The organism is Microbacterium sp. Leaf179, assembly GCF_001423785.1.
Taxonomy (GTDB): Bacteria; Actinomycetota; Actinomycetes; order Actinomycetales; family Microbacteriaceae; genus Microbacterium.
This window is the reverse complement of record NZ_LMPH01000002.1, coordinates 149821-176330: the sequence shown is the minus strand read 5'-3', so window position 1 is coordinate 176330 and position 26510 is coordinate 149821. Positions and strand designations below refer to the sequence as shown.

At 67.9% G+C, this 26510-nt stretch carries 22 protein-coding genes; 10 read left to right on the top strand and 12 right to left on the bottom strand.

Annotated elements, in window-relative coordinates:
- The first annotated feature begins 15 nt into the window (after positions 1-15).
- The 6 genes from ASF96_RS08320 to ASF96_RS08295 all read left to right on the top strand — a co-directional run bounded on the left by ASF96_RS08320 (position 16) and on the right by ASF96_RS08295 (position 10101).
- Positions 16-4152: a glycosyl hydrolase family 95 catalytic domain-containing protein gene (locus ASF96_RS08320; RefSeq protein ID WP_055938043.1), complete on the top strand. Its 4137-nt coding sequence runs from the start codon at positions 16-18 to the stop codon at positions 4150-4152.
- A gap of 83 nt (positions 4153-4235) precedes the next feature.
- Entirely contained in the window at positions 4236-4856 is a 621-nt protein-coding gene (locus ASF96_RS08315) for a hypothetical protein (protein WP_055938041.1), read from the top strand.
- A 59-nt stretch (positions 4857-4915) separates the two neighbouring features.
- On the top strand, positions 4916-6001 hold the full coding sequence (locus tag ASF96_RS17155; RefSeq protein ID WP_055938038.1) for a hypothetical protein: 1086 nt from the start codon (positions 4916-4918) through the stop codon (positions 5999-6001).
- 29 nt (positions 6002-6030) lie between these two features.
- Positions 6031-6342 (top strand): LPXTG cell wall anchor domain-containing protein, encoded by a 312-nt coding sequence (locus tag ASF96_RS17150; protein ID WP_055938035.1) that lies wholly within the window; start codon positions 6031-6033, stop codon positions 6340-6342.
- Positions 6343-6465: 123 nt separating this feature from the next.
- The gene (locus ASF96_RS08300; RefSeq protein WP_082509479.1) at positions 6466-9720 is read left to right on the top strand and encodes a ricin-type beta-trefoil lectin domain protein; all 3255 of its coding nucleotides are present in this window, start codon (positions 6466-6468) and stop codon (positions 9718-9720) included.
- Between the two features lie 39 nt (positions 9721-9759).
- Positions 9760-10101: an L-rhamnose mutarotase gene (locus tag ASF96_RS08295; RefSeq protein ID WP_235560590.1), complete on the top strand. Its 342-nt coding sequence runs from the start codon at positions 9760-9762 to the stop codon at positions 10099-10101.
- On the opposite strand, the gene ASF96_RS08290 is transcribed toward ASF96_RS08295, so the two are convergent.
- From ASF96_RS08290 to ASF96_RS08240, 11 genes are all read right to left on the bottom strand, one after another.
- Entirely contained in the window at positions 10091-10849 is a 759-nt protein-coding gene (locus ASF96_RS08290) for a FadR/GntR family transcriptional regulator (protein ID WP_055939331.1), read from the bottom strand. The genes ASF96_RS08295 and ASF96_RS08290 overlap by 11 nt on opposite strands.
- Positions 10850-10859: 10 nt before the next feature.
- On the bottom strand, positions 10860-12023 hold the full coding sequence (locus ASF96_RS08285) for a mandelate racemase/muconate lactonizing enzyme family protein (RefSeq protein WP_055938028.1): 1164 nt from the start codon (positions 12021-12023) through the stop codon (positions 10860-10862).
- 31 nt (positions 12024-12054) lie between these two features.
- Positions 12055-12945 (bottom strand): carbohydrate ABC transporter permease, encoded by an 891-nt coding sequence (locus tag ASF96_RS08280; RefSeq protein ID WP_055938024.1) that lies wholly within the window; start codon positions 12943-12945, stop codon positions 12055-12057.
- Positions 12932-13807, bottom strand: coding sequence for a carbohydrate ABC transporter permease (locus ASF96_RS08275; protein WP_055939328.1), 876 nt, complete (start codon positions 13805-13807; stop codon positions 12932-12934). Before ASF96_RS08275 ends, ASF96_RS08280 begins: the two co-directional genes overlap by 14 nt.
- Positions 13808-13884: 77 nt before the next feature.
- Entirely contained in the window at positions 13885-15255 is a 1371-nt protein-coding gene (locus tag ASF96_RS08270) for an ABC transporter substrate-binding protein (protein ID WP_055938021.1), read from the bottom strand.
- Positions 15256-15524: 269 nt separating this feature from the next.
- Positions 15525-17078, bottom strand: a complete 1554-nt coding sequence (locus ASF96_RS08265) for a hypothetical protein (protein WP_235560557.1) — start codon at positions 17076-17078, stop codon at positions 15525-15527.
- A 14-nt stretch (positions 17079-17092) separates the two neighbouring features.
- Positions 17093-17836, bottom strand: a complete 744-nt coding sequence (locus tag ASF96_RS08260; RefSeq protein ID WP_055939325.1) for an ABC transporter ATP-binding protein — start codon at positions 17834-17836, stop codon at positions 17093-17095.
- A 143-nt stretch (positions 17837-17979) separates the two neighbouring features.
- Positions 17980-19272 (bottom strand): ABC transporter permease, encoded by a 1293-nt coding sequence (locus ASF96_RS08255; protein ID WP_055838096.1) that lies wholly within the window; start codon positions 19270-19272, stop codon positions 17980-17982.
- On the bottom strand, positions 19272-20192 hold the full coding sequence (locus ASF96_RS08250) for an ABC transporter ATP-binding protein (RefSeq protein WP_082509478.1): 921 nt from the start codon (positions 20190-20192) through the stop codon (positions 19272-19274). Before ASF96_RS08250 ends, ASF96_RS08255 begins: the two co-directional genes overlap by 1 nt.
- Positions 20189-21238 (bottom strand): efflux RND transporter periplasmic adaptor subunit, encoded by a 1050-nt coding sequence (locus ASF96_RS08245; RefSeq protein ID WP_055938017.1) that lies wholly within the window; start codon positions 21236-21238, stop codon positions 20189-20191. The genes ASF96_RS08250 and ASF96_RS08245 overlap by 4 nt, the downstream gene beginning before the upstream one ends.
- 162 nt (positions 21239-21400) lie before the next feature.
- Entirely contained in the window at positions 21401-22900 is a 1500-nt protein-coding gene (locus ASF96_RS08240) for an amino acid permease (RefSeq protein WP_055838090.1), read from the bottom strand.
- A gap of 168 nt (positions 22901-23068) precedes the next feature.
- Here ASF96_RS08240 and ASF96_RS08235 point away from each other — a divergent pair, with 168 nt between their 5' ends.
- From ASF96_RS08235 to ASF96_RS08225, 3 genes are all read left to right on the top strand, one after another.
- Positions 23069-23416, top strand: a complete 348-nt coding sequence (locus tag ASF96_RS08235) for a histone-like nucleoid-structuring protein Lsr2 (protein ID WP_055938014.1) — start codon at positions 23069-23071, stop codon at positions 23414-23416.
- 1 nt (position 23417) lies between these two features.
- Positions 23418-24182 (top strand): acetolactate decarboxylase, encoded by a 765-nt coding sequence (locus ASF96_RS08230; RefSeq protein WP_055938011.1) that lies wholly within the window; start codon positions 23418-23420, stop codon positions 24180-24182.
- Positions 24183-24257: 75 nt separating this feature from the next.
- Entirely contained in the window at positions 24258-24596 is a 339-nt protein-coding gene (locus tag ASF96_RS08225; RefSeq protein ID WP_055838082.1) for a histone-like nucleoid-structuring protein Lsr2, read from the top strand.
- A gap of 57 nt (positions 24597-24653) precedes the next feature.
- On the opposite strand, the gene ASF96_RS08220 is transcribed toward ASF96_RS08225, so the two are convergent.
- On the bottom strand, positions 24654-25727 hold the full coding sequence (locus ASF96_RS08220; RefSeq protein WP_055938008.1) for a Glu/Leu/Phe/Val dehydrogenase family protein: 1074 nt from the start codon (positions 25725-25727) through the stop codon (positions 24654-24656).
- 238 nt (positions 25728-25965) lie between these two features.
- Here ASF96_RS08220 and ASF96_RS08215 point away from each other — a divergent pair, with 238 nt between their 5' ends.
- Positions 25966-26442 (top strand): YbaK/EbsC family protein, encoded by a 477-nt coding sequence (locus ASF96_RS08215; protein WP_055938006.1) that lies wholly within the window; start codon positions 25966-25968, stop codon positions 26440-26442.
- Positions 26443-26510: the final 68 nt, after the last annotated feature.

The window sequence follows — 26510 nt, the reverse complement described above, 5'->3', positions numbered from 1 at the left end:
TTCAGGAATGGATCCATGACGAACACCGCTGGAACCGGCTCACGTCGGCGCGTCCTGCTGACGGCCATCGTGGCAGCCGCGATCGTGGCTCCGCTCGGCTTCGCCGTGCCGGTCGAACAGGCGCGGGCCGATACCGTTCCGGCGGGTGAGTACGGTCCGCGTCTCTGGTACGACGAGCCGGCCTCGGCGGGCACCCGGGAGAACTTCCCCGGCGAATCGTTTCCCAGCACGACCGAGAACCAGATCTGGCAGCAGCGCACGTTGCCGATCGGAAACGGCAACATCGGTGCCACCGTCTACGGCGAGATCGGCCGGGAGCACCTCGCGTTCAATGAGAAGACCCTGTGGACCGGTGGCCCGAGCAGCTCGCGTCCCGATTACATGGGGGGCAACCTCGAGGACAAGGGCCGCGATGGTGAGGCCCTGCGCGAGGTACAGCGCCTCTTCGCCGAGGGGAAGGAAGCCGAGGCCCGCAGCCTCGCCGAGAGCGCACTGGTCGGAGGCGAGAGCGGATACGGCGGGTACGAGTCTTACGGCGACCTGTGGCTCGACTACGGTTTCGACGGAGCCGGGGTCTCGAACTACCAGCGCTCCCTCGACCTCGACACCGCTACAGCGTCGGTGGCATTCGACCGCGGTGGGGTGACGTACACGCGAGAGTTCTTCACCAGCTACCCCGACAACGTGATGGTCGTTCGCCTGACCGCCTCGCAGGCGGGCGCCCTCGACATCGACGTCGCCTTCGATTTCAAGCTCGGCGGAGCATCGACGGTCGTCAGTGGCGACACGCTCACGGTCTCGGGTGCACTGGCCGACAACCAGCTCAAGCACAACGCGATCATCAAGGCGGTTCCCTCGGGCGGAACGGTCGGCGCGAACGGTTCGCAGATGCGCATCCGAGATGCCGACGAGGTCCTCCTCTACGTCACCGCGTCGACCGACTACGCCGACACGTACCCGACCTACCGCACCGGACAGAGCGATGCCGACGTGGCATCCGAGGTCCGCGCGCGTGTCGATCTGGCCGCAGCCGACGGCTACTCCACCGTGCGCGATCGGCATCTGGCCGACTATCGCGAGCTCTTCTCGCGCGTGGATCTGACCCTCGGCGGCCAGCTGTCGACGGATGCCACCGACGACCTGCTCGCGAAGTACCGCGATTCGACGGCCACCGACGTCGAGAAGCGCACGCTCGAGGTGCTGCTCTACCAGTACGGGCGCTACCTCGGTATCGAGTCGTCGCGGGAGGGCACCCTGCCCTCGAACCTCCAGGGCATCTGGGCCGACCGCAACAGCGGCAACTCGTCCAGTCCCATCCCATGGGGTTCGGACTACCACATGAACGTCAACCTGCAGATGAATTACTGGCCGGCCTACTCGGGCAACCTCGCCGAGACGGCGACGGCTCTCGTCGACTACGTGCAGGGGCTCCGCGAGCCCGGCCGGGTGACCGCGGAGATCTACGGCGGGGTCGCGAGCACGCCCGACAACCCCGAGAACGGCTTCACCGCCCACACCCAGAACACGCCCTTCGGCTGGACGACCCCCGGGTGGCAGTTCACCTGGGGTTGGTCGCCCGCGGCGGTGCCGTGGATCCTGCAGAACGTGTATGAGTACTACGAATACACCGGCGACGAGACGTACCTGCGCGACGTCATCTACCCGATGATGAAAGAAGCGACGCGGTATTACGACCAGACCCTGGTGGAGGATGCCGCGACCGGCCGGCTCATCTCGTCGCCGACGTACTCCCCGGAGCACGGACCCATCACGAACGGCAACTTCTACGAAGAACAGCTGATCTGGCAGTTGTACTCGGACGTCATCACGGCCGCCGACACGCTCGACGTCGACCAGGACCTCGTTCAGACGTGGGAGGCGACCAAAGCGCGGCTCGTGCCGGTAGAAATCGGCGAGAGCGGCCAGATCAAGGAGTGGTACGACGAGACGACTCTGGGAAGCGTTGCCGGGGCGCAGCCCAACCACCGTCACATCTCGCAGCTGCTCGGGCTCTACCCGGGCGACCTGATCTCCGTCGACACTCCGGAGTACCTCCAGGCCGCCGAGGTCTCGCTGAACGCCCGCGGCGACGCCGCCACCGGCTGGGGAATCGCGCAACGTCTGAACGCGTGGGGGCGGATCGGTGATGGCGACCGCTCGCTGAAGATCATCGAGCAGCTCATGCGCACCGGCATCTACGCCAACCTCTTCGACACCCACCCGCCCTTCCAGATCGACGGCAACTTCGGCTACACGGCCGGGGTGAACGAGATGCTCATGCAGAGCAACATGGGCTACGTCTCGATCCTCCCCGCATTGCCCACCGACTGGGCGTCCGGGTCGATCGACGGGATCGTTGCTCGAGGCGATTTCGAGCTCGGCATCGATTGGGCAGACAGTCGCGCCACCACGGTGACCGTGACATCTCGTTCCGGCGGCGAGTTCGTCGGCGACTACCCGGGCCTTGCTCTCGGGACGGTCACGGACGGCGATGGAAAGGTGATCACCCCCACGGTCGTCTCCCAGGACCGCATCTCGTTCCCGACCGAGCCGGGCCAGAGCTACGCCATCACCGATCTGCCGTCGACCGACAGCATCGCCACCACCCCCACCGACGTCGCGGCATCGCGCATCTCGGACGGCGCCGTGAACGTGCGCTGGGCATCTGCGGGCCCGGAGTCGGCCACCTACGTCGTCGAGCGCAAGGTCGACGACGGCGATTACCAGGTGATCACGGATGCCGCGACGGGAACGTCCTTCGTCGACGAAACCGCTGCGACCGCGACGGGGGAGTACCGCTACCGCGTCTCGACCCGGGTCGGAACCGGCACGTCCCGACCGTCGGTGCCGGTGACGGTCGTGGACATCCGGGCGATCGGTGTCGTCGACGATCGCAGTCCTCGGGTGACGTACACCGGAGGGTGGTCGAACTGGGATGACTCAAAGCACCTGAACGGGACCATCAGGTTCATCGAGAAGACGACGGGGGGAGAGTCCCTGTCCCTCGACTTCGTCGGCACCGGCGTCGCGTTCATCTCACCCACGAATACGTCGTTCACCTCGGTCGAGTTCTACGTCGACGGAGAGAAGGTCGGAACGCAGCCGTACAGCCTGTACTCCTCCACCTCGAAGGCTCAGCAGGAGCACCTCATCGTCGACGATCTTCCGAAGGGCGTCCACCGGTTGCAGGTCGTCGCCACGGGGGCTCCCAGCCCGGCGGGCGGCTCGAAGATCGAGTTCGACGCGTTCCGCGTGATCGATGACAGCGCGGTGCCGGTGCAGTCCCTCCGCGTCGACTCCGTCTCGGGTGCTCGCAGCATCGGAGCCGCGGGCGGGACGCTCCGGTTGGTTGCGGAGGCGTCGCCGTCGAACGCGGGTAACCGCGGTGTGCTCTGGAGCGTGAACGATTCGTCACTGGCCACCGTCGATCGGGCAGGGACCGTGACCGCCGGAAACGCGAACGGCACCGTCACGGTCACCGCGACCGCCACCGATGGAAGTGGAGTCACGGCGACCACGCAGATCAGGGTCTACGGCGACCCCACCAGTCGAACCATCGTGGACGACGCGGATCCGGCGATCACCTACTCCTCGGGGTGGGGTGTCTGGAACCAGGACAGCCGCAACCGCAACGGGACCCTGCACTATGTCGATAGTGGGCCCGGCGCGACGGCGACGTACACCTTCACGGGTACCGGAGTCGACGTCTACGGGACCAAGAACGATGCGAACAGTCGTCGAACTTGGGGCACCGTTATCGTCTCCGTCGACGGGGCCGAGAAGGCAGTCGTTCCCACGAATGACGCATCCGACAGTCATCAGGTGCTTCTCGCCTCGATCACCGACTTGACGAGCGGCTCTCACACGCTGCAGATCCGCAACGGGACGACCGCGTTGGGTGGGTCGAAAGCCGAACTGGACTACTTGTCTGTCAGCGCTCCTCTCGCCACGTCGGCGGAACGGTCGAGTCTGCAGGCCCAGCTGCAGCGCGCCGACGCCCTCGACAGGCAGGCGTACTCGTCATCCGAGTGGGAGGCGTTCGCGGTTGCGCGAGGGGCCGCCGCATCGGTGATGGACGATGCCTCCGCGACCGCCAGCCGGCTGAGCTCGGCCGCCGCCGATTTGTCGTCGGCGATCGACGGCCTCGGGTGACCCCCTTTGAACCTGCAATCGGACCCGCCGATCGCGCACCAGGAAAGACCGACGTCCCGCCGGTCGAGATATGGAGAACACCAATGAGCACGCGTAGCCTCGTTATCCGAGCGGCAGCGATCGTCGCCGGATGCACCATGATGGGCGGCGTCGCGAGCGCTGCTTTCGCCGCAGACCCGGTGGGGGCCGACAGTGATGTCGATGTCTCTGTCGAGGTCGCCGACATCACCACGCCGGGTGTGCTGGCCATGACGGTCGGCGGGTCCTCTGCCACGCTGACCGAATCGGGATCGACGGGTACGGTGCGCCAGTTCACGGGGGCGCTGCCCACGGTCACGGTGACGGACACGCGCACGGCAGACGAGATCCCGGCCGGTGCGTTCTGGTATGTCGTCGGCACGTCGACGGAATTCGTCGGCAGCTCCGGTCAGGACCCGATCAGCGCCGGCCACCTCGGCTGGACTCCCGTGGTCGCCGATCCCGACGGCACCGGTCTGGTATCCGCCGGCCCCGAGGTGGGCACGGTGCTCGACGGAGCCCCGAACAACGTCGGTCTCGTCGATCAGGAGCTCCTGGCGCTCTCGAGCGACTCCGCCGCCGCGGTCGGAACCTGGAAGGCGGATGCCGACCTGCTTCTGAAGGTGCCGGTCAGCACCGAATCTGGAACGTACACCTCCACCCTCACGCTGTCGCTCTTCGAGTGACACCGGTGGCGGCGCCATCGGGCGCCGCCACCGCCCATCGAATCGGAACCGCCTCATCCATGCCGTACAGCTCCGTCATCCGTCGCTTCGCCCGTTCCGTGCTGAGCGCCGTAGTCCTGTCATCGTTCGCGCTGTTCGTGCCGATCTCTGCGGCACACGCAGAAGAGAGCGCGCCCGCCACGTCGTCACCCGTCACCTGGTCGGTGCGGCCGGGCACCGAATCCGGCCCCGATGGGCGATCGTGGGTAGAACAGGAGCTTGCTCCCGGGGCACGCAGCGAAGAATACCTGGTGCTGCACAACTTCAGTGCCGAGGCTGTCACCTTCGCCCTCACCGCGGCGGACGGATACGTCACCGAGGAGGGGCGGTTCACGATGCTTCCGGCGAGTGAGCAGTCCGTGGCGGCGGGCACCTGGATCTCGATTGCGCCCTCGGTCACCGTGGGACCCGATGAGACCACGATCATCCCCTTCACCACGGTCGTTCCCGACAATGCCGAACCCGGCGACCACGCGGCGGGAGTCGCCGCGTCGGTCACGGCGGCGGACGCGAGCGCCGGGGGTGCCGCCGTGGGCGTCAACGGCCGCGTCGGTTTCCGGGTGATGACGAGGGTGACGGGGGCGCTTGCACCGAACGCGGAAGTCACGTCGGTCGCCGCGCAGTACGCGACGGCATGGAATCCTTTCTCGGCCGGGACGGTCGACGCGGATTTCGTTCTCACCAACACCGGGAACACGCGTCTGGTGATCGCCGGGCGTGTGGACATCGGTGGAGAGTCCGTCGCCTTCCCGGAGTCGGGCGCCGAGGCCCAGGAGCTCCTCCCGGGCGAGAGTCGGGCATTCGAGGTTCGAGTCCCCGACGTCGTGCCGTTGTTCCTGGTACCGGTGGAGGTGTCGGCCGATCTCGCCGGGGTCGCTCTCGATGGCGCACAGGCGCCCTCTGTCGTCGCCCGCGGCGGTACGACCGTGTGGGCCCCGCCGCTGCCCCAACTGCTGCTGTTGGGCGGTGCCGTTCTCGTCGTCGGCGGGCTGACGTGGAGCACCGTGCGCAACCGCCGGCGGGTGCGCGCCCTGATCGCCCAGGCTCGGCAAGACGGTATCCGCGAGGCAGCCACGGGCGTGACCGTCGACCGATCCGCATCGTGAGAACGCGGATGTCATCGCGGACGCCGCGGATGACGGCGGTGATCGGAGCCGTGCTGCTGGCCCCCGCTCTCCTCTGCGGTGCCGCGCTCATCGGCGACGACGATCACCCGGATTCCGGCGCGGTCAGCGTGAGCGTGCACATCTCACCCCGGCCCGGCCCGGTTCCCCTGCCGCAGGACGACTGCATCCCGCTCTGCGGTGTCGGAGTCCTCCCGCAGACGGGTGGGGGAGAGGCGAGCCTTCTTCTTCTGGCGGGCGGCGTCGCGCTGCTCGCCGGAGGGGTCGTCGTCGGACGGCATGTGAGGCGCCGAATGAACCCCGGCTCGTCGGAACATCCGTGACGACGGCGGCCGGGCGTCTGACGGCACGAAGACGCAGTCTTGCTCTAGCGTGAGGCCGTATTGGTATGATGTCATAGCTTTGCTCGCCTCACCGGTGGGCATGCTGGTCAGAGGAGATCGACGATGCTCAACGATGAGACATTCAGGACTACTTTCCGGTGGCGGACGCTGATCGCGGGGCTCGCCGCAGTCACCGTCTCGCTCGCGGGGATGGCATGGGCGCACTCCGCCCCGGCCAACGCTGCGGCTGAGGTCACGTTCACGGTGAACCCTCAGGGGGATGACGCGGCCGATGGCTCGTCTGCCTCGCCCTTCAAGACGATCGAGAGGGCGCGAGATGCCGTGCGCGCCGTCAACGACGACATGACGGGCGACATCCGCGTCGTCCTCGAAGGGGGTACGTACCCCATCACCCAGACCATCGACTTCACGGTGGAGGATTCCGGGACCAACGGACACCGCGTGATCTACTCCGCCGCAGAGGGAGAGCGCCCCGTGCTCGATGCGGGAACGGCGGTCACGGGGTGGACCCGGGACGATGGCGACGTGTGGAAGGCGCCTCTCGCCCGAGACAGCAAGCTCCGGTCGCTCTATGTCGATGGTCGGCGTGCGCAGATGGCGAGCACCACGGTGTCGTCGCGGGGATGCGTCGGGACGTACTCGATCACTGCCGGTCAGGCTCCCTGGGCGTGGGAGTCGGGGACCGAATGCGATGGCATCGCGTATGACGCGGGGTCCGTCCCCGCCATCAGTCGCAACGTGGGCGACATCGAGATCACCAGCGCGACGACCTGGACGACGGCTTTGGTGGGTGTACGCGCGGTCGACACCATCTCCGGGGGAAGTCAGCGTCTGTTGCGGCTGCAGCAACCGGGTGCGGCGATCGCGATGGGGGCGATGTACGGCCCCTTCGCGACGGGGGGCACGCACACGATCAGCAATGCGTACGAGTTCCTCGACACCGCGGGTGAGTTCTACTTCGACCGGGCAGCTCAGACCGTGTTCTACAAGGCCGCGCCCGGTGTCGACATGTCGAACACTCCGGTGGTGGCCCCCAACGAGCTCGAGACCGTCCTCGACATCGCCGGCAACTCGACCTCCGATCGCGTCCAGAATCTCACCTTCGAGGGGCTGACGGTCGAGCACACCGACTGGAATCTCGCGACGGTCGACGGTTCGATGGTCAAGCAGGCGACGCAGTCCAACCTGTCGAACGTGGCGTACGCCAAGAGCAACTGGCACCAGTACGAGTACCGAAATGTCGATCTTGCTCCGGCAGCCATCGAGGTGTCGAGTGCCAGCGGGCTCTCGTTCACTCGCAACAGCGTGAAACATGTCGGTGCCGACGGCATCAGCCTGATGAACGACGTCGTCGACACCGACATCACGGGGAACTCGACCAGCGACATCGGCGGAACGGCGATCAGCATCGGGCATCCGCAGCACGTCTACATCGGTGATGGCACGCCGACGAATGGGGAGAAGTACATGCCCGGCGTGGAGGGCGCTCCCACCGACATCCGGGTCACCAACAACTACCTCTACGACACCGCCACTCTGTTCGCGGGATCTCCTGTCGTCGCGGCGTACTTCTTGGACGGGCTCGTCTTCGAACACAACCGCGTGGAGAAGACGACCTGGAACGGAATCTCGTTGGGCTGGGGCTGGAAGGACTTCGACGGCGACGCGAACTCGGTCCGCCCCGGAGTGCCGACCACCGTCGCGCGCGACAACTCCGTCAGATACAACGCGTTCTACGACACCATGGGCGCACTCGCTGACTCCGCTCCCATCTACACGCTCGGATCGCAGCCGGGCACCGAGCTGTCGAACAACTACATCCAGGGTGTCGGTGCCGGCCACACCTACGGCCTGCACCCTGACGAGGGATCCGCCTCACTCCTGTGGGACAAGAACGTCCTGAATATTTCCGAGGGTGTGCTGTGGGCCTTGAACTCGGGGGTGTGGGGTCGGCAGAACAACCTGACGATCACCAACACCTGGTCGCCCAACAACAAGATCTACGAGGCCGTCGTTCCCCAGAGTCGTATCGACAACCTGCTGGTGTTCCCCGACAAGATCTGGCCGCGAGAGGCGTACGACGTCGCCCTCGGTTCCGGTCTGCAGTCGGAGTACTGGGACCTCCTGGCATCACCGGTGCTGTCGTCGGCCGACCAGGTGCTGCCGACGAGCGTGCGCGTGGAGAGTGGCAGCGCGTCGATCCCGATCAGGCGCTCGGCTGACCCGACGCGCTCGGTCTGGATCGCACCGGAGGGGACGACGTCGTTCGTGCCGGGAGCGACGATCACGACCGCATCCGGGTCGGCGGAGTCCATCGCGGTCCCTGCGACCCCGGGTAAGTACCGTCTGTTCACCCTCGACTCGGCAGGCGCGGCGTCGTCCCCCTCGGCGGGCGTCATCTGGCGGATCGATCCCGCGCCGACGAACGCGAAGCTCACCGAAACCCGCGCGGGCCGGTGCATCGACGTCGGCGGATCGGGTTCACGCGGAGTGCTCGCCGATTGCGACGGGGGTGCCGACCAGGCATTCACCTACACGGCGGAGCGGGAGTTGCGCGTGCTCGGCAAATGCCTGGCGGCAGAGGGCGGGCATCGCGCGCTTGAGACGCAGCTGGCGGCCGAGGATTGCACGGGATCGCCCGACCAGAAGTGGGAGATCATCAGCAACGGCAATCTGGTCGGAGTCGGGTCGGGCCTGTGCGTCGACGGCCTGGGCGGCGGCAACGGCGTGGGAACGAGGATCGGCCTGTGGACCTGCTCCGACGCCGTCAACCAGGTGTGGCGGATCGTCAGCCCGCCCGTCACGAGTGCTCCGGCGGCACCGACAGGTGTGACCGCGGCATCCGAAGGGGATGACGTGCTTGTTTCGTGGACCGCCCCGTCGGCGGACGGCGGAAGCCCCGTACTCGAGTACCGCGTGTATGCCGCCGGCGGTACCGCGCCTCTCGGTGCGGCGGCAGTCGGAAGCACGCAGGTGCGTGTGACCGGAGTGGCGCCAGGAACGACGGCCACGTACGAGGTTTCGGCTGTCAACGCCGTGGGCGAGAGTCCTCGATCGGCCGCCAGCGCCTCCGTTACCACCCCCGCTTTCACCGTGAAAGCAGAGTCACGCTGTGTGGGGGGCAAGGCGTACGTGCTGATGTCGCTCCGCAACAATGGGCAGACCCCGCTCAAGGCGACGATGGCCTCGACCTACGGCGACAAATCCTTCACACAGGTCGGAACGAACAAGACCGTCGCCGCGACGGTGAACAGCCGCGTCACGTCCCTGCCGTCAGGTCAGGTCACCGCGACCGTGGAGGTGGGCGACAATTCGTGGACGCGGACAGCGCCGTACTCCGCGCTATCGTGCCGATGAGGCTCGTGATCACGAAGGGGGAGACAGACTGTGTCTGAGATGTCTACGGTGCGTCGGGCCGGTGCGGTCATGGGTCTGCGCGAATCCGCGATCGAGGAGTACGAGCGTCACCACCGTGAGGTGTGGCCCGGTGTCCTCGTGGCGCTGTCCGCCGCTGGCATCCGCACCTACTCGATATACCGCTATGGAACGGTGTTGTTCTCGTATTGGGAGTACGAGGGCACCGACTATGAGGGCGACCTCGCCGCTCTCGACCTCATACCCGCTTGTATCGAATGGAACGCATTAATGGCGACGCTGCAGGTGCCTGTCGAGGGCGCGGAGGAGCACCGCTGGCTCCCGCTGCCCGAGGTCTTCCACCTCGACGGCGTCAGGGACTGAGGTGATGGTTGCCGTCGAGGAGGCGACGGCGGCGCCACGAACCCAGGATGTGCTCCTCCATCGCAACCCGTGCCGCAGTGGCATCGCGAGCGTGGATCGCGGCGAACACGCGCTCGTGCTCGTCCAGGGTTCGCGTCAAACCGTCGACGGGGATGTTGCCCTCCCAACGAGCTGATTGCAGCGGTCGGACGAAGAACGAGCGTGCGATTATTCCTGCGATCCGGTTGTTGCTGGCCGCCATGGTCGCGAAGTGGAACTGCTTGTCGGCTTCGAGGAAGGCGGCACTGTCGTCTTGCAGACGCCGCATGTCATCTAAGTGCTCTTCGATCGTCAGGAGCGCCTCGGCGCTTCCATTCGTGGCGACCTCGCTGGCCATCACGCCTTCGAGCGCCGCGCGGACCACGCTCACCTCGTCGAGCACGCCGAGCGACGCGTCGTGGCGCACGAGAGCATCGAAGACATCGGGGTCCAGCACGTTCCAATCGCTGAAGTGACGCACCTGCGTCCCGCGTCCTTGAGCGACAACGACAAGCCCCTTCTCCTGGATGCGTTTGATGCATTCCCGGACGACCGTGCGACTCACGCCGAATTCGTCGCACAGAGCTTGCTCCGGGGGAAGGAATTGACCGATCGCGACCGATCCGGTGACGATCATCTCGACGAGCTCCTCGAGGACCCGGACTCCGATGCGATCGATCTGGCCCCGCTTCGGGCGTGGCACGTTCCCAGCGAACGGGGCAGAAGGCATGGGGAGCATGTTACTCCGGGGATGCCGGCCGAGACGGTAGGCGCACGCTCAACTCGAGGCCCGCTCGGCTGCTGCGTACGTGCGGTCCGGTGGCGCCGCCCCACACGTAATCGGCGGCACCGCGTCCGACTCCGGCATCGACCACCACGCCCGCGCCGGGGAGATCGCCGAGGACGAGTCCACCGTCGGAGACCTCATAGTCGAGGCGGATGCCAGCGGGCATGCGCGGCGTCGTGACCTCGGTCATGAGGTGGTTGGGGATGGCGGTCGCCACACTCGAGACCGCCGGATTGGATCCCATGCCGATCGGGCTGACGACGAGGTCGCGCGCATGAGCGGCGATGGCGACGCGAAGACCGTGCGTCACGCCCCAGACCGCGGACGACTGCACGATGTCGACCGCTTGGGCGTCGAAGAGCTGTTGATACTGCTCCAGTCCTGTCAGGTTCTCTCCGGTGGCGATGGCAGGCGCGACGCTGTCGCGGAGTCTACGGAGTCCTTGCGCATCCCACCGACGCAGCGGTTCCTCGATCCAGGCCAGCTCGACCTTCTCCTCGAGATGGCGGATGTAGCGAACGGCTTGAGACAGGTTCCACGACTCGTTGGCATCCAGCATGACCAACGGTTCGTCTGTTGCACGGCCGAGGATGTCGCGCACCAGCGCAAGTCGTTCGGAATCGTGCTGCACGTCCCGACCGCCCTTGAGTTTGGCGGCGGTGAATCCTCGATCACTCATCGAGCGGTAGTAGGCGCCGAGCGCTTCCGAATCGAGCGCGATGTCGAGGCCCGATGCGTAACCGGGGACGAACCGATCGCGCCCGCCGAGGAGACGCCACAAGGGCTGCCCCACCGACTTGGCCTTGATGTCCCAGAAGGCGGTGTCGAGAGCGCCGATCCCCCCGAAGGTCGCGCCCCCGTGGCCGTTCTTGAACATTCGGGAGATCATCCGGTCGTACAGAGCCGAGGTGGCCCGAGGATCCTCTCCCTCGACCGCCTCGAACAGCTGCGGAACACCGTCGTGCATCCCCATCCCGACTCCCTCGATGCCCTCGTCGGTCTCGACGATCACGATGGGGAGGGCGGTGATTCCCGAGGCGATGAAGCCGTTGACGTCGCCGACGGGGCGGCCCCAATCGACAGTGGCGCTGATCAGTCGGTAGCCGGTGATCTTCATGGCCGGACCTCTCTCATCCCGGGTGACGGGGTCATTCCTTGGTACCGCCCGCGGTCATTCCCTCGACGAGGAACCTCTGTGAGAAGAGGAAGACGATCAGGATGGGCGCGACCGAGACGAGAGTGGCCAGCGCCATCACGGGCAGATCGAGCGTCACCGATGAGGCCGACGTGGGGTTGAACAGGGGCACGTTGGACAGCAGCTCCGCCAGTCCCACCTGGATCGGGGCCTTACGGCCGGGCTCCATCACGAACGGCAGGAAGTAGTTGTTCCAGTTGCCGACGAGGTTGAAGAACCCCACCAGTGCGATCACGGGGGTGGCCAGTGGCAGTGCCACCGAGCGGAAGACCCGTAGTTCGCTCGCCCCGTCGATGCGGGCTGCGTTGAGCAGATCCTTCGAGACGCTCGTCGTGAAGTAGATGTAGGTCAGATACACCCCGAACGGGAAGAACGAGAAGGGCAGGATGACGGCCCACGGCGTCCCGACGAGCTTCAGCGCGCTCATCTCGAGGAAGACGGGGAGCACGAGTGCCGTGTTCGGAATGAGCATGACCACGAGGGTCACTACGAGCAGGAGTCCGCGGCCGCGGAACCTCGTCATGGCCAGGGCATAGCCCGCGGGGATGGTCACGATCAGCGTGATCACCAGGGCGACGCCGGTGTAGAGCACCGCGTTGCCGGTCCATTGCCAGATGATGCCGTTCTGGAACTCGGAGAGCCGCGCCCAGTTGTCGGCGATCGTCGCGAACGACCCGAAGCTGAAGGGCGGTTGGCCGGTCAGTTCGGCCGATGACTTCGACGGCGCCAACAACAGCCACATCACCGGGAGGCCGAAGACGAAGACGAAGAACAGGATGATCACGGTGACCAGAGACCGCCCGAGGAAGACGGCCGGGGTCAGCACGCGCTTAGTCGCGTTCAAAGAGTCCTCCTCGGAAGACGAAGAAGGCGGCGAGGCCGGCGGCGACGATGAGCAGAAGCAGTGAGATCGCCGCGGAGCCGTTGAAGTCGTTCTGCCGGAAGGCGTAGAGATAGGCCACCTGGTTGAGCGAGTAGTCCAGACCGACGACGCCCTTGCTCGCCTGCGAGAGGACCCGCGGTTCGACGAAGAGCTGGGTGCCGGCGGCGAGTGACATGACGGCCATGTACGAGATCCACTTTCGTAGCAGCGGGATCTGGATGTACCAGGCCGTGGCTACGGGGCCCGCGCCGTCGATGCGGGCGGCCTCCATGACCTCGACGCTGATGTTGTTCAGCGCGCCGTACATGATGACGATCCAGCCACCGGCTCCGGCCCAGAAGGCGATGACGGTGAAGACGACGGGAAGGTTGCCCTCATTGCCGACGACGTCGACGAAGGTGGCGAAACCGAGCGCCCGCAGGAGACCGCTGACGGGGCTCACGGTCGGGTCGAGCATGAACAGCCACAGCAGCACGCTCGAGGCGCCGGCGAGCGCGCCGGGGATGTAGAAGATGAAACGTGCCGTGGACGAGAGCCACCGCACGCGGATCGCGTGCACGATGACGGCGAGGATGACGACGATGATCACGAGGGTCGTCAACCAGATGGCGACGAACGCCGCGACGTGCCCTACGGCGGGGAGAAAGCGGAAATCAGTGACGACGCGTTCGAAGTTCTGGAACCAGACGAATGCACCGTCGCGGGTGAAGGCGAGGAAGGCGGCGTACAGCGTCGGGACGACGCCGAACGCCAGGAGCAGGACGACGTAGCCACCGACCATGAGGTAGGCGAACGTCGACTGCGCTCGGCGGAGGGAGAGCATGGTCATATCCGTTCGGGTGGAGGGCTGGCCGCAGCGCAGAGGCAGCTGCGACCAGCCCGCGAAGAAGGGCGGAGCGGCTATTCGGCGAGCGTGTAGCCCTGCACCTGCGCCTGGTTGTCCAACTCGGTCTTCCAGGCCCCGCTCACACTCGCGACCGTCTTACCGGCGGTGATGGCGGGCAGCACGACCTTGGAGTAGGCGGCCTCGATGCTGAAGCTCGGGTAGCCCCAGCCCTGCCAGACCGACTCTGCGGCGGAGGAGATGTTGCCGGTGAAGTCGCCGGTGTAGAAGTTGCTGGCTGCCTGATCCTTGAGCCAGGCGTCTGCCGCCGACTGGTAGGCAGGCAGACCCGACGCGAGTGTCGCCGCATCGTCGGAGCTGGTGACGAATTCGAGGAACTTCTTGACCGCGTCGAGGTTCTTGGAGTGGCTCGAGGCGTACCAGACGCCACCGCCGACGTTGCCGGTCACCTTGTCGCCATCGGACCAGGTGAGTGGTCCCCCCACGCCGATCGTGCCCGCGGCGTAGTCGAGGCTCTCGGGGTTCTGGAACAGCGCGCCCGCGTACCAGGCGGGACCAGGGATGCCGAGCATCTTGTCCTTGTACTTCGTGACGAAGTCGCTGCCGAAGACGCTGTCGGTGACGAGCGTGCCGTTGGCGAGCATGTGGTCGATCAGTTCGGTGACCTTCTCGGAGTTCGGGTCTGAGAAGTTCGACGAGAAGCTGTCGCCGTCGACCTGGAAGACGGGGGCCTCACCACCCCAGTAGTAGACGTAGGGGGCTTGGAACGAGTCGCCCACCGAGCCGAGGATGTAGCCGGGGTGCTCGGCGGCGACCTTGTCGCTGAGATCTTTGTACTCTTCCCACGTCGTGGGCACGGCGTAGCCGAACTGATCGAACAGCGCCTGGTTGTACCAGAACACGACGGGGGCGAGGTCGTTACGGAGGCCGTAGACGCTGTCGTCCACCGTCATCGGGGTGAGCGCGCCATCGGTGAACCCGTCGAGGAAGCTCTGATCGAGAAAGCCCTTGTTCAAAGGAGCCGCGAATGCCTGAACGCCGTTGTTCTCTTTCGATACCCACGACGTGTCGTTCTGCTGCGTCGAGAAGACCACATCGGGCCAGCCTTCACCCGACTGGTCGAACAGCGCGACCTTCTGCTGGAACGAGCCTGACCCGCCGGCGCCCCCGTCGTACGTCTCGATGTTCAGCGCGACATCAGGGTTGGCCGTCTCGAACGCCTGCGCGAGCGGCTCGCGGGAGGAATCCACCCAGACGGTGATGGCGCTGGAGGCATCTTGATCGGCTGTGGTGAAGCCATAGGCGCTATCGGTCTCGCCCCCGCCGGTGGTTCCGGGGCTGCATGCGCTGAGTGCAAGGGCGGACACAACGGCGAGGCCGCCGGCCAAGGCGAGACGGCGACGGGCGCCGGGGAAGTGATGCGGCATTGCTGAACTCCTGTCTTCTTCGACGAGGTCGGGTGACCGGTGCCTAATGTACCTCATACGTATGATGTATGCATACTCCACCATGCGAGTGCGATCTTCCGGGTGACATCGCGCTGGTCGCCAGGATCCTGCGTTCGGTGCAACCGACACCAGTCGATCGGCTCTCGGAAGCGCTTACGCGGCGTGATATTCCCCCCTCCGCGATGGGCCCCGAGCCCTCGGCGGACGCGAAGAAGGGGCCTGGCGAATGCCGGGCCCCTCCTGTCGGTTCACGCCCCCTGATACGTCCGCAGCTGTGCGAGCAGCGCCGGAGCGCCCGCGTCGAAACGACGTCCGCCCACCACGATGCCGATCGCGAACACGACGACTCCGAGCACGGGCCCGACCGCGAGGGCGATCCATCCGGCCACGGCAGAACCGCCGAACGCGGCGATCAGCGCGGGGATGACGGCGGGCAGCGACAGCGCGGCGACGAGCACCCAGCACGCGAAGAACGTCAGGAACATCGCGAACGTCGACCCCGGCACGCGTTTGAACGGCGAATCGCCGGGTGCCGGCGTCGGGATGACGAGGAACGCCGAGCTCACGGCGCTCACCCCGAGCCCCACCAGGGTGAGGGCGAGAGAGGCGCCGAGCACGGCCGGGAGCAGGTCCCAGCGCGCGGCGATGCCGAGGGTGACGAGGTCGGCGAGGATGACCAGGGGAACGCTGACGGTCGCCGCGCCGAGCATGCGTCCGAGGCGGTCGTCGCGTCCCCGGATGCCGGTCTGCATGACCGTGGCGAAGGCGGTGCCGTCGTACGAGACGTCGGTGTACGCGAGGATCCCGGCGAAGAAGCCCACGAGCAGCCCCGACAGGGCGAAGAACGGCGACGACAGGTTCCACTGCGAGTAGAGCAGGATGAGCACCGGCGCGAACGGGATCAACAGCAGCTGCTTGATGTAGCGCATGTCCCGCGTCCACGACGTGAGGGAGCGCGCCCAGGTCGCGCCGACGGGACTCGACGGCATGACGCCGAACCAGCCGAGCGAGCCCGAGCGCCGACGAGCCGCGGAGCGGGCCGGGGGAGCGACGACCGAGGCCGCCAGACTGCGGTTCCACAGCAGCCAGAGCACGCACAGCGTGGCGGCGGCGATCACGAACCTCACCACCGCGGGAAGCCACGCGCCGGCGGCGAGGTCGCCCGGAACGGCCCAGGCTGCACCGATCGGCGTCCACGCGACACCGTCGACGATCGACTGCACCTGCATGCCCTGGTCGGTCGCTGCGCGGACGCCGTTGAGGATGCCGACCAGCAGGGGGCTGGCGAAGATGAGCACCGCGAAGCCGATGAGGCCGATGAGCTCGCGCGTGCGTCGTCCGCCGCCGAGGCCACCGGCCAGGGCCGCGACCGCCCGCGAGGCGACCACGCAGATGAGTACGCCCAGCGGCACGCAGACGAGCGCGGCGATCGCCGCGATGGGCTCGCGCAGCCACACGAGGAAGGTCAACAGGGCGCCGAGGCTCGTGGCGATCCCGGGAACGCCGGTGAGCCCGCCGGCGGTGATGGCCACCATCATCTGCCGCGTGGTCATGGGGAACGGCGCGAGCTTGGCAGGGTCGAGGGTGGTGTCGATCCCCGCGGCGAACACCGGGCCGATCACCCATCCGAGCGTCAGCACGGCGCCGGCGGCCGTGACCGCCGCCCGCGCGACGTCGAAGTCGAGGGTGCCGATGAAGAAGAGGCCGACCCCGGCCAGCAGCAGCATCCAGAGGGCGCCGAGGACACCGAAGATGAAGCCGACCAGCTGCATGGGGCTCCGCGTGAGGGTGTTGCCCAGCACGCGGAACCGGATTCTCAGGACTGTCGCAACCACTGGGGCCCCTCCGCGTGGTGGCGTCCGCCGACGAGGTCGACGAAGCGGTCCTGCAGGGTCGCGCCCGCGCGCACCTCGTCGACGGTCCCGGATGCCAGCAGCCGGCCCTGCGCGATGACGGCGACGTGGTCGCACATGCGCTGCACGAGGTCCATCGAGTGGCTCGACACGATGACCGTGCCGCCCGACGCGGTGTAGCCGCGCAGGATGTCCTCGATGTTCGCCGCCGAGACCGGGTCGACCGACTCGAAGGGCTCGTCGAGCACGAGCAGGCGGGGCGCGTGCACGAGGGCGCACGCGAGGGCCACCTTCTTGGTCATGCCGGCGGAGTAGTCGACGACGGGGGTGCCGGCCGCCTCGCCCAGGTCCATGATGCGCAGCAGATCGGCGGTGCGCGCGGCGACCTCGTCGCGCGCGAGGCCGAACATCATGCCCGTGTAGGTGACCAACTGCTCGCCGGTGAGGCGGTCGAATAGGCGGACGCCGTCGGCGAGGTTGCCGATGAGCTTCTTGGCCTCGACCGGCTGCGCCCAGACGTCGACGCCATGGATGCGCGCGACGCCCGCATCGGGGCGCAGCAGACCCGTCGCCATCGACAGGGTCGTGGTCTTTCCCGCGCCGTTCGGTCCGACGAGGCCGTAGAACGACCCCGCGGGCACGGTGAGATCGAGCCCCGCGACCGCCGTCTTCTCGCCGAACCGCTTCATCAAGCCGGTGAGCTCCATGGCGGGCAGTGAGTCGGTCGACGTCGGCGGTGCGACGGCGTCGGGGAGGGCGGACGGCGGCGGTACGTCACGGGGAATGTCGGTCACCCTCCGAACCTATCGGCGGGCCCGGTCCGACCGCAGCATTCGGTTCGACCGTGCGTTCAGTAGCGGATCGCGTCGATCACCCGCACCCGCACCGCCACCAGCGCGGGTAGCAGCCCCGCGAGGGCCCCCACGGCGGTGGCGGCGATGAGGCCGGTGATCGCGGCATCCACGGGGAACGGCGGGAAATCGCTGACCATGCCCTGTCCGATGAGATCGCGCATCGCGGGGGACTGCACGGCGATGATCGACACCGCGACCCCCACCGCGCCGGCGACCACGGTGGCGACGACGCTCTCCATCATGACCGCGAAGAACACGCGACCGGCCGTCGCACCGAAGCTGCGTCGGATGCCGATCTCGCGCACGCGCTGCTTCACCGTCACGAGCGCGATGTTCACCAGACCCAGGGCGCCGAGCAGAAGCACGAGCACCGCGATGCCGATGACCACCATCTTGGTCACGAGGAACGGATCGTCACCGTACTGCGCCCAGTCCTGACGGTTGGCGTTGACCTCGACTCCCTCGCCGAGGGAGCCCGCGAGGTCGCGCTTGATGAGGGTCGTCAGCTGGTCGGCGAGCTCCGGGGGGATCCACATCTCGTACTGCGTCTGCGGGGCTCCGCCGCCGTACGGATCGACGGCGACGGCCGACGATCCGCGCTCCCCGGTCGCGGCGTCCTGCATCGCCTGCAGTTGCCCGGCGAGCATGAACATCGAGGGCTCCACCTCGTAGTCCGCCGCCGGGGTGACGCCGACGACGACGGCGGTCACCCCGCCCGCGGGAATCCCGGATGCGGCGTTCGGCACGCCTTGACCGCCCAGAGCCACGAGGGGGTGGCTCTCGAGGGGCGGGCGTCCCATGCGGTCCCAGAAGACCTCGTTGACGATGAGCTGCGGGGCCAGCTGTGCGGCATCCGCCGACGTGAACCACTCGCCCTCGAGCATGCGCACGCGGTGCATCTCGCCGTAGGGCTGATCGACGGCCTGCGTCGCGACCTGCGCGGCACCGGTCGAGAAGGGCACGAGCTGCTGGATGCTCTGCACGCGGCTGGCGTACGACACCTGGTAGCGGTCGACGACCTCCGACCAGGCGGTGTCCATCGCCGCCGCGTCGAGGGCGGACCCGTCGGTGCGATACGCCTGGACGTACAGGGTGGCCGGCCGGCCGCTCGAGCGCTCGCTGAGCTCTTGGTTGGCCTGCTGCACGATGGCGCCGAGGGCGACCACCGTGGTGAGCGAGCAGACGGCGACGGCGACGCCGATGAGCGACAGCAGCACGCGCGTGCGGTGGACCCGCACCTCTTGCCAGGCTTCGAGCAGGGCGCCCACGAGGGCGGTCAGCGCGCGCATCAGGCGTCTTCCTGCTCGGACGCGTCACCGGATGCCGTGGCGACGGGCGGGGCGGAGGGCTCGACGCGGAGGGGCGCATCGGGCGCGAACCCCAGGTCGGCGAGGGCGTCGGCGTCGGTCGGGGCGGCCCCGTCGTCGGCGTGCGCGGCCGCAGGGTCGGCGAGGACGAGGGCCGCGGCACCCGCACCGGGCGCCATATCTTTGCGGTCGCGGCGCGTCAGCGGCTCGAGAGTCGGGTCGTCGACGGGGGTGAGGATGCCGCGATCGAGACGGAAGTGCCGACGGGCGCGTCGCGCGATCATCGGGTCGTGGGTGATGACGACCTGCGCGGCGCCCGTCCGGGTGGCGACGTCGTCGATGAGCTCCATCACGCTCTGCCCGGTGTCGAGGTCGAGAGCCCCGGTAGGTTCGTCCGCAAGGATGAGGCGCGGCCCGCGCACGAGCGAGCGTGCGATCGCGACGCGCTGCTGCTCTCCGCCCGACAGGCGGTCGGGCATGCTGTTCAGCCGGTGCTCGAGCCCGACGAGCTCGAGCATCTCGGCGGCGATCCTCTTGCGACGCCAGAAGGTGCGGCCGGTCGAGTACAGCAGCGGCATGGTCACGTTCTCGAGCGCCGTGCGGCCGGGCAGCAGGTTGAACTGCTGGAAGACGAAGCCGACCGCTGCCCCGCGCAGTCGGTCGCGTCGCGCCGCCGATAGAGCGCGGACGGGCTTGTCGTCGAAGGTGATCTCACCGCTGGTGGGCTGGTCGAGCAGACCGAGCAGGTTCAGGAGCGTCGACTTGCCCGACCCGGAGCGACCGACGATCGACACGTGGTCGCCGGGCTCGATGGTCAGATCGACGCCCGACAGGATCGTCAGGGCGGGCTGATCCTGCGGGATCACCGTGCGGGTGACCTCGCGCAGCGCGAGCAGGCTCATCCGGCCGGCGCCGGTTCGCAGAACATCGAGCCGTCGGGGTAGGTGGTGCACCCCTCGTTCCCGGCGGCGAGGGCACCGGGCGCGAACTCGAGGATCTCCTCGCCCTCGGCAAGACCCTGGGTGATCTGCACCTGGGTGCCGTCGGTGAGTCCGAGGGCGACGGCGCGTTCTTCGGTGCTGCCATCGGCGGCGCTCACCCAGACCGTACCGCTCTGCGCCGCACCCCGCACGGCGGTCGTGGGCACCAGCAGCACGTTCTCGGCGCGGCCGCCCGCGATGGTCATCTCGGCCGCGAGCCCCGAGAACACCGTCACCTCGCCCGGAACCCCGCAGGTCGCGGTGGTCGAGGCGCCCGAGGCGCCCGTGCCGGCCGCCGCGCCCTCGGTCCCCGACGTCGGGGACTCTCCGCCGCCGCTGCCGGCGAGCGGGGTCGTGATGCGCAGGTTGCCGCACGTGAAGGCGGCGGGACCGCCGGTGATCGTGACGGTGGCCTCGGTGGGGCGGTTGAGCAGCCGGTACTGCTGGGCCGGCTCCAGGGTGCCCGACACCGAGTAGCTCGGCGGCGCGACGTTGCCCGCGACCGCGCCGATCGTGACCTCTTGGCCCGAGATGACGCTGAGGGCGCTGAGGGTGCCGCCGGCGGGCGCCGTGACGTTCTCCCACCGGAAGATGGCCGGCTTGGGCTTGCCTTCGGCATCCACGCTGTCGGCGGGGTCGCGCTCGATCGGCACCTTGACGTCGAAGACCACGTCGCCGGCGTTGACCTGCGACCCCTGGGCGATGAAGATCTTGTTCACCGTTCCGGCGGCGGTGGACTTCAGTGGCACCGCGGCATCGGCCGAGACGGTCGCCTTCATGACGACGTCGTTGGTGATCGTGCCGAGGGCGGCCACCACGCGGGGCTCGACGATCGCGCCGGTCGGTTCGGCCGGGGCCGCGTCGGCGGGCCGATCGGGGAAGAACGCCAGCTTCACCAGGGCGACCGCGAGGATCGCCACGAGAAGGATGCGCAGAATCGGAAAGACCCACGTGCGTGCGATCCCCATGAAGCCCCCCGGATGTCGGAACCGTCGTCGACGACGCGATTTCTCTCACCCTAGGGGTGCGCGTGTTTCGTCGATGTATGGCTCCGACCGGGTGAACGACGGATGCCACGACCCCGGCCGTGCACGGACGGCGGGGTCGTGGCATCCGGTGTCGCGAGGGGATTACTCCTTCGGCGGCGAGACCACGCGGGGCTTCGACGGGTCGAGGGGAGCGCCCGTCGCCAGGCGCGAATGACGGCGCGAGTACGCGAAGTAGATCGCGAACCCGATGGCCAGCCAGATGAGGAAGCGCAGCCAGGTCTCGACCGAGAGGTTGAGCATGAGGTACGTGCAGATGAGCGCCGAGAGGATCGGGAGCACGGGGTTGAACGGCACACGGAAACCGCGCTTGAGGTCGGGACGGTTGCGGCGCAGCACGATGACGCCGACCGACACGAGCACGAACGCCGACAGGGTGCCGATGTTCACCATTTCTTCGAGGACGCCGATGGGAGTGAACCCGGCGACCACCGCGACGATGGCCGTGACGATGACGGAAATCACCCACGGCGTACGGAAGCGGGGGTGAACCTTCGCCAGTTTGCCGGGCAGCAGGCGGTCGCGCGACATCGCGAAGATGATGCGGGTCGCGCCGATCATCAGCGTCAGCACCACGGTGGTGAGGCCCGCGACGGCTCCCGCAGCGATCACGGTGGCCATCCACGTCTGTCCGTGGAACGCGAAGGCGTTGGCCAGGGCCGCCGCCGGGTTGAGCTGGTCGTAGGGCACCATGCCGGTGACGACGATCGCGACGGCGCAGTAGAGGATCGTGCAGATCACCAGCGACGCGATGATGCCGATCGGCAGGTCGCGCTGGGGCCGCTTGGTCTCTTCGGCGGTGGTGGCGACGACGTCGAAGCCGATGTAGGCGAAGAACACCAGGGCCGCACCCGCCAAGATGCCGCCGACGCCGAACGTGGCGGGCTCCAGACCCGACAGGAACTGCAGCAGCGGCTGCGTGAGGCCCGACGCCGACTCGGTCGGGACCGATTCCGGGACGAAGGGGCTGTAGTTGGCGGGGTTGATGAACATGATGCCCGCGATGATCACGAACAGCACGATGAACAGCTTGACCGCGACCAGCACCATGTTGACGCGGAGCGACTCCTTGATGCCGAGGGTCATCAGACCGCCCAAGACGATGACGAGCAGGATCGCGGGCAGGTCGACGACACCGCCGTACGAGAGCTCCGCCGGCAGCGTGATGCCGATCTGCTGCAGGAAGGTGCCGAGGTAGGCGCTCCAGCCCTGCGCGACGACGCTCGCTCCGAGGAACATCTCGAGGATGAGGTCCCAGCCGATGATCCAGGCGAACAGCTCGCCCAGCGAGGCGTACGAGAAGGTGTAGGCCGATCCCGAGACCGGCACCGTCGAGGCGAACTCGGCGTAGCACATGGCCGCCAGGCCGCACGCGATCGCGGCGACGATGAAGCTGATGACCACGGCGGGGCCGGCGACGTCGTGCGCGACGCGACCGGTGAGGGTGAAGATGCCGGCACCGATCACGACGCCCACGCCGAACACGGTGAGGTCGACCGCGGTCAGGGATTTCTTCAGCCGGAACTCGGGCTCGTCGGTATCGGCGATGGACTGCTCCACCGATTTCGTACGGAAAAGGCTCACGCGGTGCTTCCTCTGTCTCGGGTGGTGCTCGGGGAGCGAACACCACCCACGGAGAGTAGTACCGTCTTCGCCGTTGCGCCTAGCGTCCCCGCGGGAACGCCGGAGGGTGTAGCACGTCGCGCGCGCGGTGAGGAATACAGGGAATGCGGGTGTAAAGTTTTTCGTATTATGGCTCTCAAGCACATTACGCACCTCGTCGACGATCTCGACGGTTCCGTCCTCGAAGAAGGACAGGGAAAGCAGATCACTTTCTCTCTCGAAGGTCGTACGTACGAAATCGACCTCTCCGACCGAAATGCCGACAAGTTCTATTCGGCGATCGCTCCTTTCGTCGACGCCGCGCGTTCGGCATCGCGAGGCGCGTCGACCACGCGTCGCACGCGTACGGCCCGCCGCGCGAACGACGTCGATCTCGGTGCCGTTCGTGAATGGGCGCGCGCGAACGGACACACCGTGAGCGACCGCGGCCGTGTTCCCGCGACGGTTCTCGACGCCTACACGGAAGCCCATTCCTGAATTGACATCGGCCGGATCCGCCTCGAGGACGGCGCCGATCGCGTCGACGTCGGTCACGCAATTCGCCGTTCTCGATGCGCTTCTGGGCGGCGTCTATTCGTCGGGCATCGCCGTTCCCGACGTGCGCCTTCTCGGCGACACCGGGATCGGCTGCTGCGAAGGCCTCGGCGGTGAGGTCGTCGTTCTCGACGGACAGCTCTTCGAGTGCACGACCGACGGCCCGCCCCGGCTGATGGACGACGGCGAGGTGCTGCCGTTCGTCGACGTCTGCACCCTGGCGGACGCGGCGACCGCGGAGGTCGAGGGCCTCGATCTCGACGGGATCGGCGACACGGTCGACGCACGGCTGGCGAGCCGCAATCTGTTCCACGTCGTTCGCCTCGACGGAGTCGTCTCCCGCGTGAAGACGCGCGTCACGCGGCGGCAGGAGGCGCCCTTCCGGCCGCTCGCCGAGGTGGCGGCGGAGCAGATCGAGACCGTGACCACCGACCGCGCCGGCTCGCTCGTGGGCTTCTGGATGCCCCGCATCTATCAGGGCATCACGGTGGCGGGTCTGCACCTGCATTTCCTCAGCGACGACCGGCTCGTGGGCGGCCATGTTCTCGAGGTGCAGCTGGAATCGGCCCGTCTGCGCGTGGCCGCGTTCGCCCGATTCACGTTGCAGTTGCCGCAGGATGCGCAATTCCTCGGTACCGAGCTGACGCACGACGACGACCATCGCATCGTGGCCGTCGAGGGTGGTCCGCTCACTTCATCGACCCGATGAAAGCGGATGATCCGGCGGGTGAATCTGCAATAGCAGACACCGGATCACCCGGGAATCCCGACTTAGGATGACGGCATGGCTAAAAAGCAGATCACCCAGTTGATCGACGATCTCGACGGCACGGTTCTCGACGACGGGGACACGGTTCGTTTCTCCCTCGACGGCCGGGCTTACGAACTCGACCTTTCCGCTGAAAACGCGCAGACCCTCCGTGACGCTTTTGCGCCTTTCATCGCCGCGGGTCGTTCCGTCGGGTCGCCGTCGCCGAGTGGCCGCCGTGTTACCCGCGGACGGGCGACATCGTCACGGGATCTCGTCGACGTGCGCACCTGGGCCGCAAAGAACGGCCACGACATCAATGCGCGCGGGCGCATCTCGACGACAATTCTCGAGGCCTACGACGCCGCGCACTGACCTTTTCCGAAAAGAATCCGGATGCCGCGAGACCGCGGCATCCGGATTCTTTTTCGTTCACACCGGAGCTGCGGCGCCCGCTCCGACGGAAAGTCGTTCGGCGGCCAGACCCTCGGCGGCGGCCAGAGGGGTCACCCCGCGGGCCTCGGCCTCGTCGAAGACGCGGCGGAGGGTGTCGCCGATGCCGGCGACGCGCCCCATGATCTCGTCGAGGGTGCCGCGTCGCTTGGCCACGAGGTCGAGGTAGATCACGCCGCCCGCGTTCACGACGAAGTCGGGGGCGTAGAGGATCCCGCGGCGGGACAACCGCTCCGCCCCCGCGCGCTCGGCCAGGGGGTTGTTCGCCGGACCGCACACCGCGCGCGCGTCGAGCGCGTCGATGACGTCGTCGGTGAGCACTCCACCGATGCCGGCCGGCACGAACACGTCGGCCGGAACCAGGTGCGCCTCGCCCGGCTCGACCCAGGCGGCACCGAGCTCGGCTGCCCGGGCGCGTTTGGCGGGATCGACGTCGGTGACGGTCAGGGCGGCGTGCTCCGACGCCAGGCGTTGGGCCAGTCGGCCGCCGACCTGGCCGAGGCCGGCGATCGTGATGCGGCGTCCCGCGACGTCGCCGGTGCCCACCGCACGCTCCAGGGTGGCGATGAGCGAGGCGTAGACGCCCGAGCTCGTGGGGCCGGCGGGTTCGCCGGAGCCTCCGACGGAGTCGGGGAGACCCACCACGTGCGCGGTGCGCTCGCTGACGGTGAGCATGTCTTCGGTCGTGGATCCCACGTCTTCGGCGGTGCGGTACAGCCCGTCGAGGCTCTCGACGGCGTCACCCAGGTCGAGGAAGGCGGCACGGCGCCGGTCGGTGTCGAGCACCGTCCCCTCGGGAAGGCCGATCACCGACTTACCCCCGCCGGCGTCGAGACCGGCGGCCGCGTTCTTCAGCGTCATGGCGGCGGACAGGCGCAGCGCGTCGCCGACCGCGTCGGTCCACGACGGGTAGGTCCACAGTCGCGCGCCGCCGAGAGCGGAGCCGAGAGCCGAGGAGTGGAGGGCGACGGCGACGAGCAGACCGCTGCGCCGCCCCGTGATCACCTCCACGCGTTCGTGCGTGAAATCGGGCAGGGGGAGGGCGTGGGTCATCGCGTTCCTTGTCGTCGACCGCCTTGTGGGCGGTACTCAGCGGGTGCCGCGGCGTTGCGGCATCCACCCTCCATTGTGACCCGGGCCCGCGGCGTGCGCGAGTGCGGCCTGCGCGAGTGCGTCGCGCAGCGGATGCCGAGAGCCCACGATCGGCGCGAGAGCACCCGCGAGGAGGTGCGACCTCGCGCGGACCGTGTGCTCTCGCGGGGGAGCGAGGGGGAACACCTAGGCTGACGCCATGAATCACGCCCTTCCCGCTCGCAGCCGTCTCGTCGCCGCCTCACTCGAGGCCGCGGGCATCGAGGGGGCGATCATCGTGCTTCCGGATGCCGCTTCCACGGCCGCGCTCGCGGCGGCCGCGCTCGACATCGAGGTGGGGGCGATCGCCAACAGCCTCGTGTTCTGGAGCGACGACGAGCCGCTGCTGGTGATGACGAGCGGCGCGCACCGCGTGGACACGACGGCGCTGGCGGAGCGGCTCGGGCGCGGGAGCATCCGCCGGGCGACGCCCGATCAGGTGCTCGCGGCCACGGGGCAGCCCATCGGGGGCGTCGCCCCCACCGGGCACCCGGCCCCGCTGACGACGATCGTCGATGAGGCGCTCGTGGAGTTCGCCGAGATCTGGGCGGCGGGCGGCACCCCGCACACGGTGTTCCCCCTGACGTTCGACGAGCTGGTTGGACTCACCGGCGGCACGGTGACGCGGGTCGCCTGAGAGCGTCGGGTCGCGCGACGTGTCGAAAGGCCGGACGACGGCGGTCGGGGGAGGCCGCCGCCGCCCGG

What these genes read in the sequence shown, in the direction of transcription:
- ASF96_RS08320 (WP_055938043.1), top strand. Translation starts at nt 16, where the DNA reads ATGACGAACACCGCTGGAACCGGCTCACGTCGGCGCGTCCTGCTGACG.
- ASF96_RS08315 (WP_055938041.1), top strand. Translation starts at nt 4,236, where the DNA reads ATGAGCACGCGTAGCCTCGTTATCCGAGCGGCAGCGATCGTCGCCGGA.
- ASF96_RS17155 (WP_055938038.1), top strand. Translation starts at nt 4,916, where the DNA reads ATGCCGTACAGCTCCGTCATCCGTCGCTTCGCCCGTTCCGTGCTGAGC.
- ASF96_RS17150 (WP_055938035.1), top strand. Translation starts at nt 6,031, where the DNA reads ATGACGGCGGTGATCGGAGCCGTGCTGCTGGCCCCCGCTCTCCTCTGC.
- ASF96_RS08300 (WP_082509479.1), top strand. Translation starts at nt 6,466, where the DNA reads ATGCTCAACGATGAGACATTCAGGACTACTTTCCGGTGGCGGACGCTG.
- ASF96_RS08295 (WP_235560590.1), top strand. Translation starts at nt 9,760, where the DNA reads ATGTCTACGGTGCGTCGGGCCGGTGCGGTCATGGGTCTGCGCGAATCC.
- ASF96_RS08290 (WP_055939331.1), bottom strand. Translation starts at nt 10,849, where the DNA reads ATGCCTTCTGCCCCGTTCGCTGGGAACGTGCCACGCCCGAAGCGGGGC.
- ASF96_RS08285 (WP_055938028.1), bottom strand. Translation starts at nt 12,023, where the DNA reads ATGAAGATCACCGGCTACCGACTGATCAGCGCCACTGTCGATTGGGGC.
- ASF96_RS08275 (WP_055939328.1), bottom strand. Translation starts at nt 13,807, where the DNA reads ATGCTCTCCCTCCGCCGAGCGCAGTCGACGTTCGCCTACCTCATGGTC.
- ASF96_RS08270 (WP_055938021.1), bottom strand. Translation starts at nt 15,255, where the DNA reads ATGCCGCATCACTTCCCCGGCGCCCGTCGCCGTCTCGCCTTGGCCGGC.
- ASF96_RS08260 (WP_055939325.1), bottom strand. Translation starts at nt 17,836, where the DNA reads ATGGAGCTCACCGGCTTGATGAAGCGGTTCGGCGAGAAGACGGCGGTC.
- ASF96_RS08255 (WP_055838096.1), bottom strand. Translation starts at nt 19,272, where the DNA reads ATGCGCGCGCTGACCGCCCTCGTGGGCGCCCTGCTCGAAGCCTGGCAA.
- ASF96_RS08250 (WP_082509478.1), bottom strand. Translation starts at nt 20,192, where the DNA reads ATGAGCCTGCTCGCGCTGCGCGAGGTCACCCGCACGGTGATCCCGCAG.
- ASF96_RS08245 (WP_055938017.1), bottom strand. Translation starts at nt 21,238, where the DNA reads ATGGGGATCGCACGCACGTGGGTCTTTCCGATTCTGCGCATCCTTCTC.
- ASF96_RS08235 (WP_055938014.1), top strand. Translation starts at nt 23,069, where the DNA reads ATGGCTCTCAAGCACATTACGCACCTCGTCGACGATCTCGACGGTTCC.
- ASF96_RS08225 (WP_055838082.1), top strand. Translation starts at nt 24,258, where the DNA reads ATGGCTAAAAAGCAGATCACCCAGTTGATCGACGATCTCGACGGCACG.
- ASF96_RS08220 (WP_055938008.1), bottom strand. Translation starts at nt 25,727, where the DNA reads ATGACCCACGCCCTCCCCCTGCCCGATTTCACGCACGAACGCGTGGAG.
- ASF96_RS08215 (WP_055938006.1), top strand. Translation starts at nt 25,966, where the DNA reads ATGAATCACGCCCTTCCCGCTCGCAGCCGTCTCGTCGCCGCCTCACTC.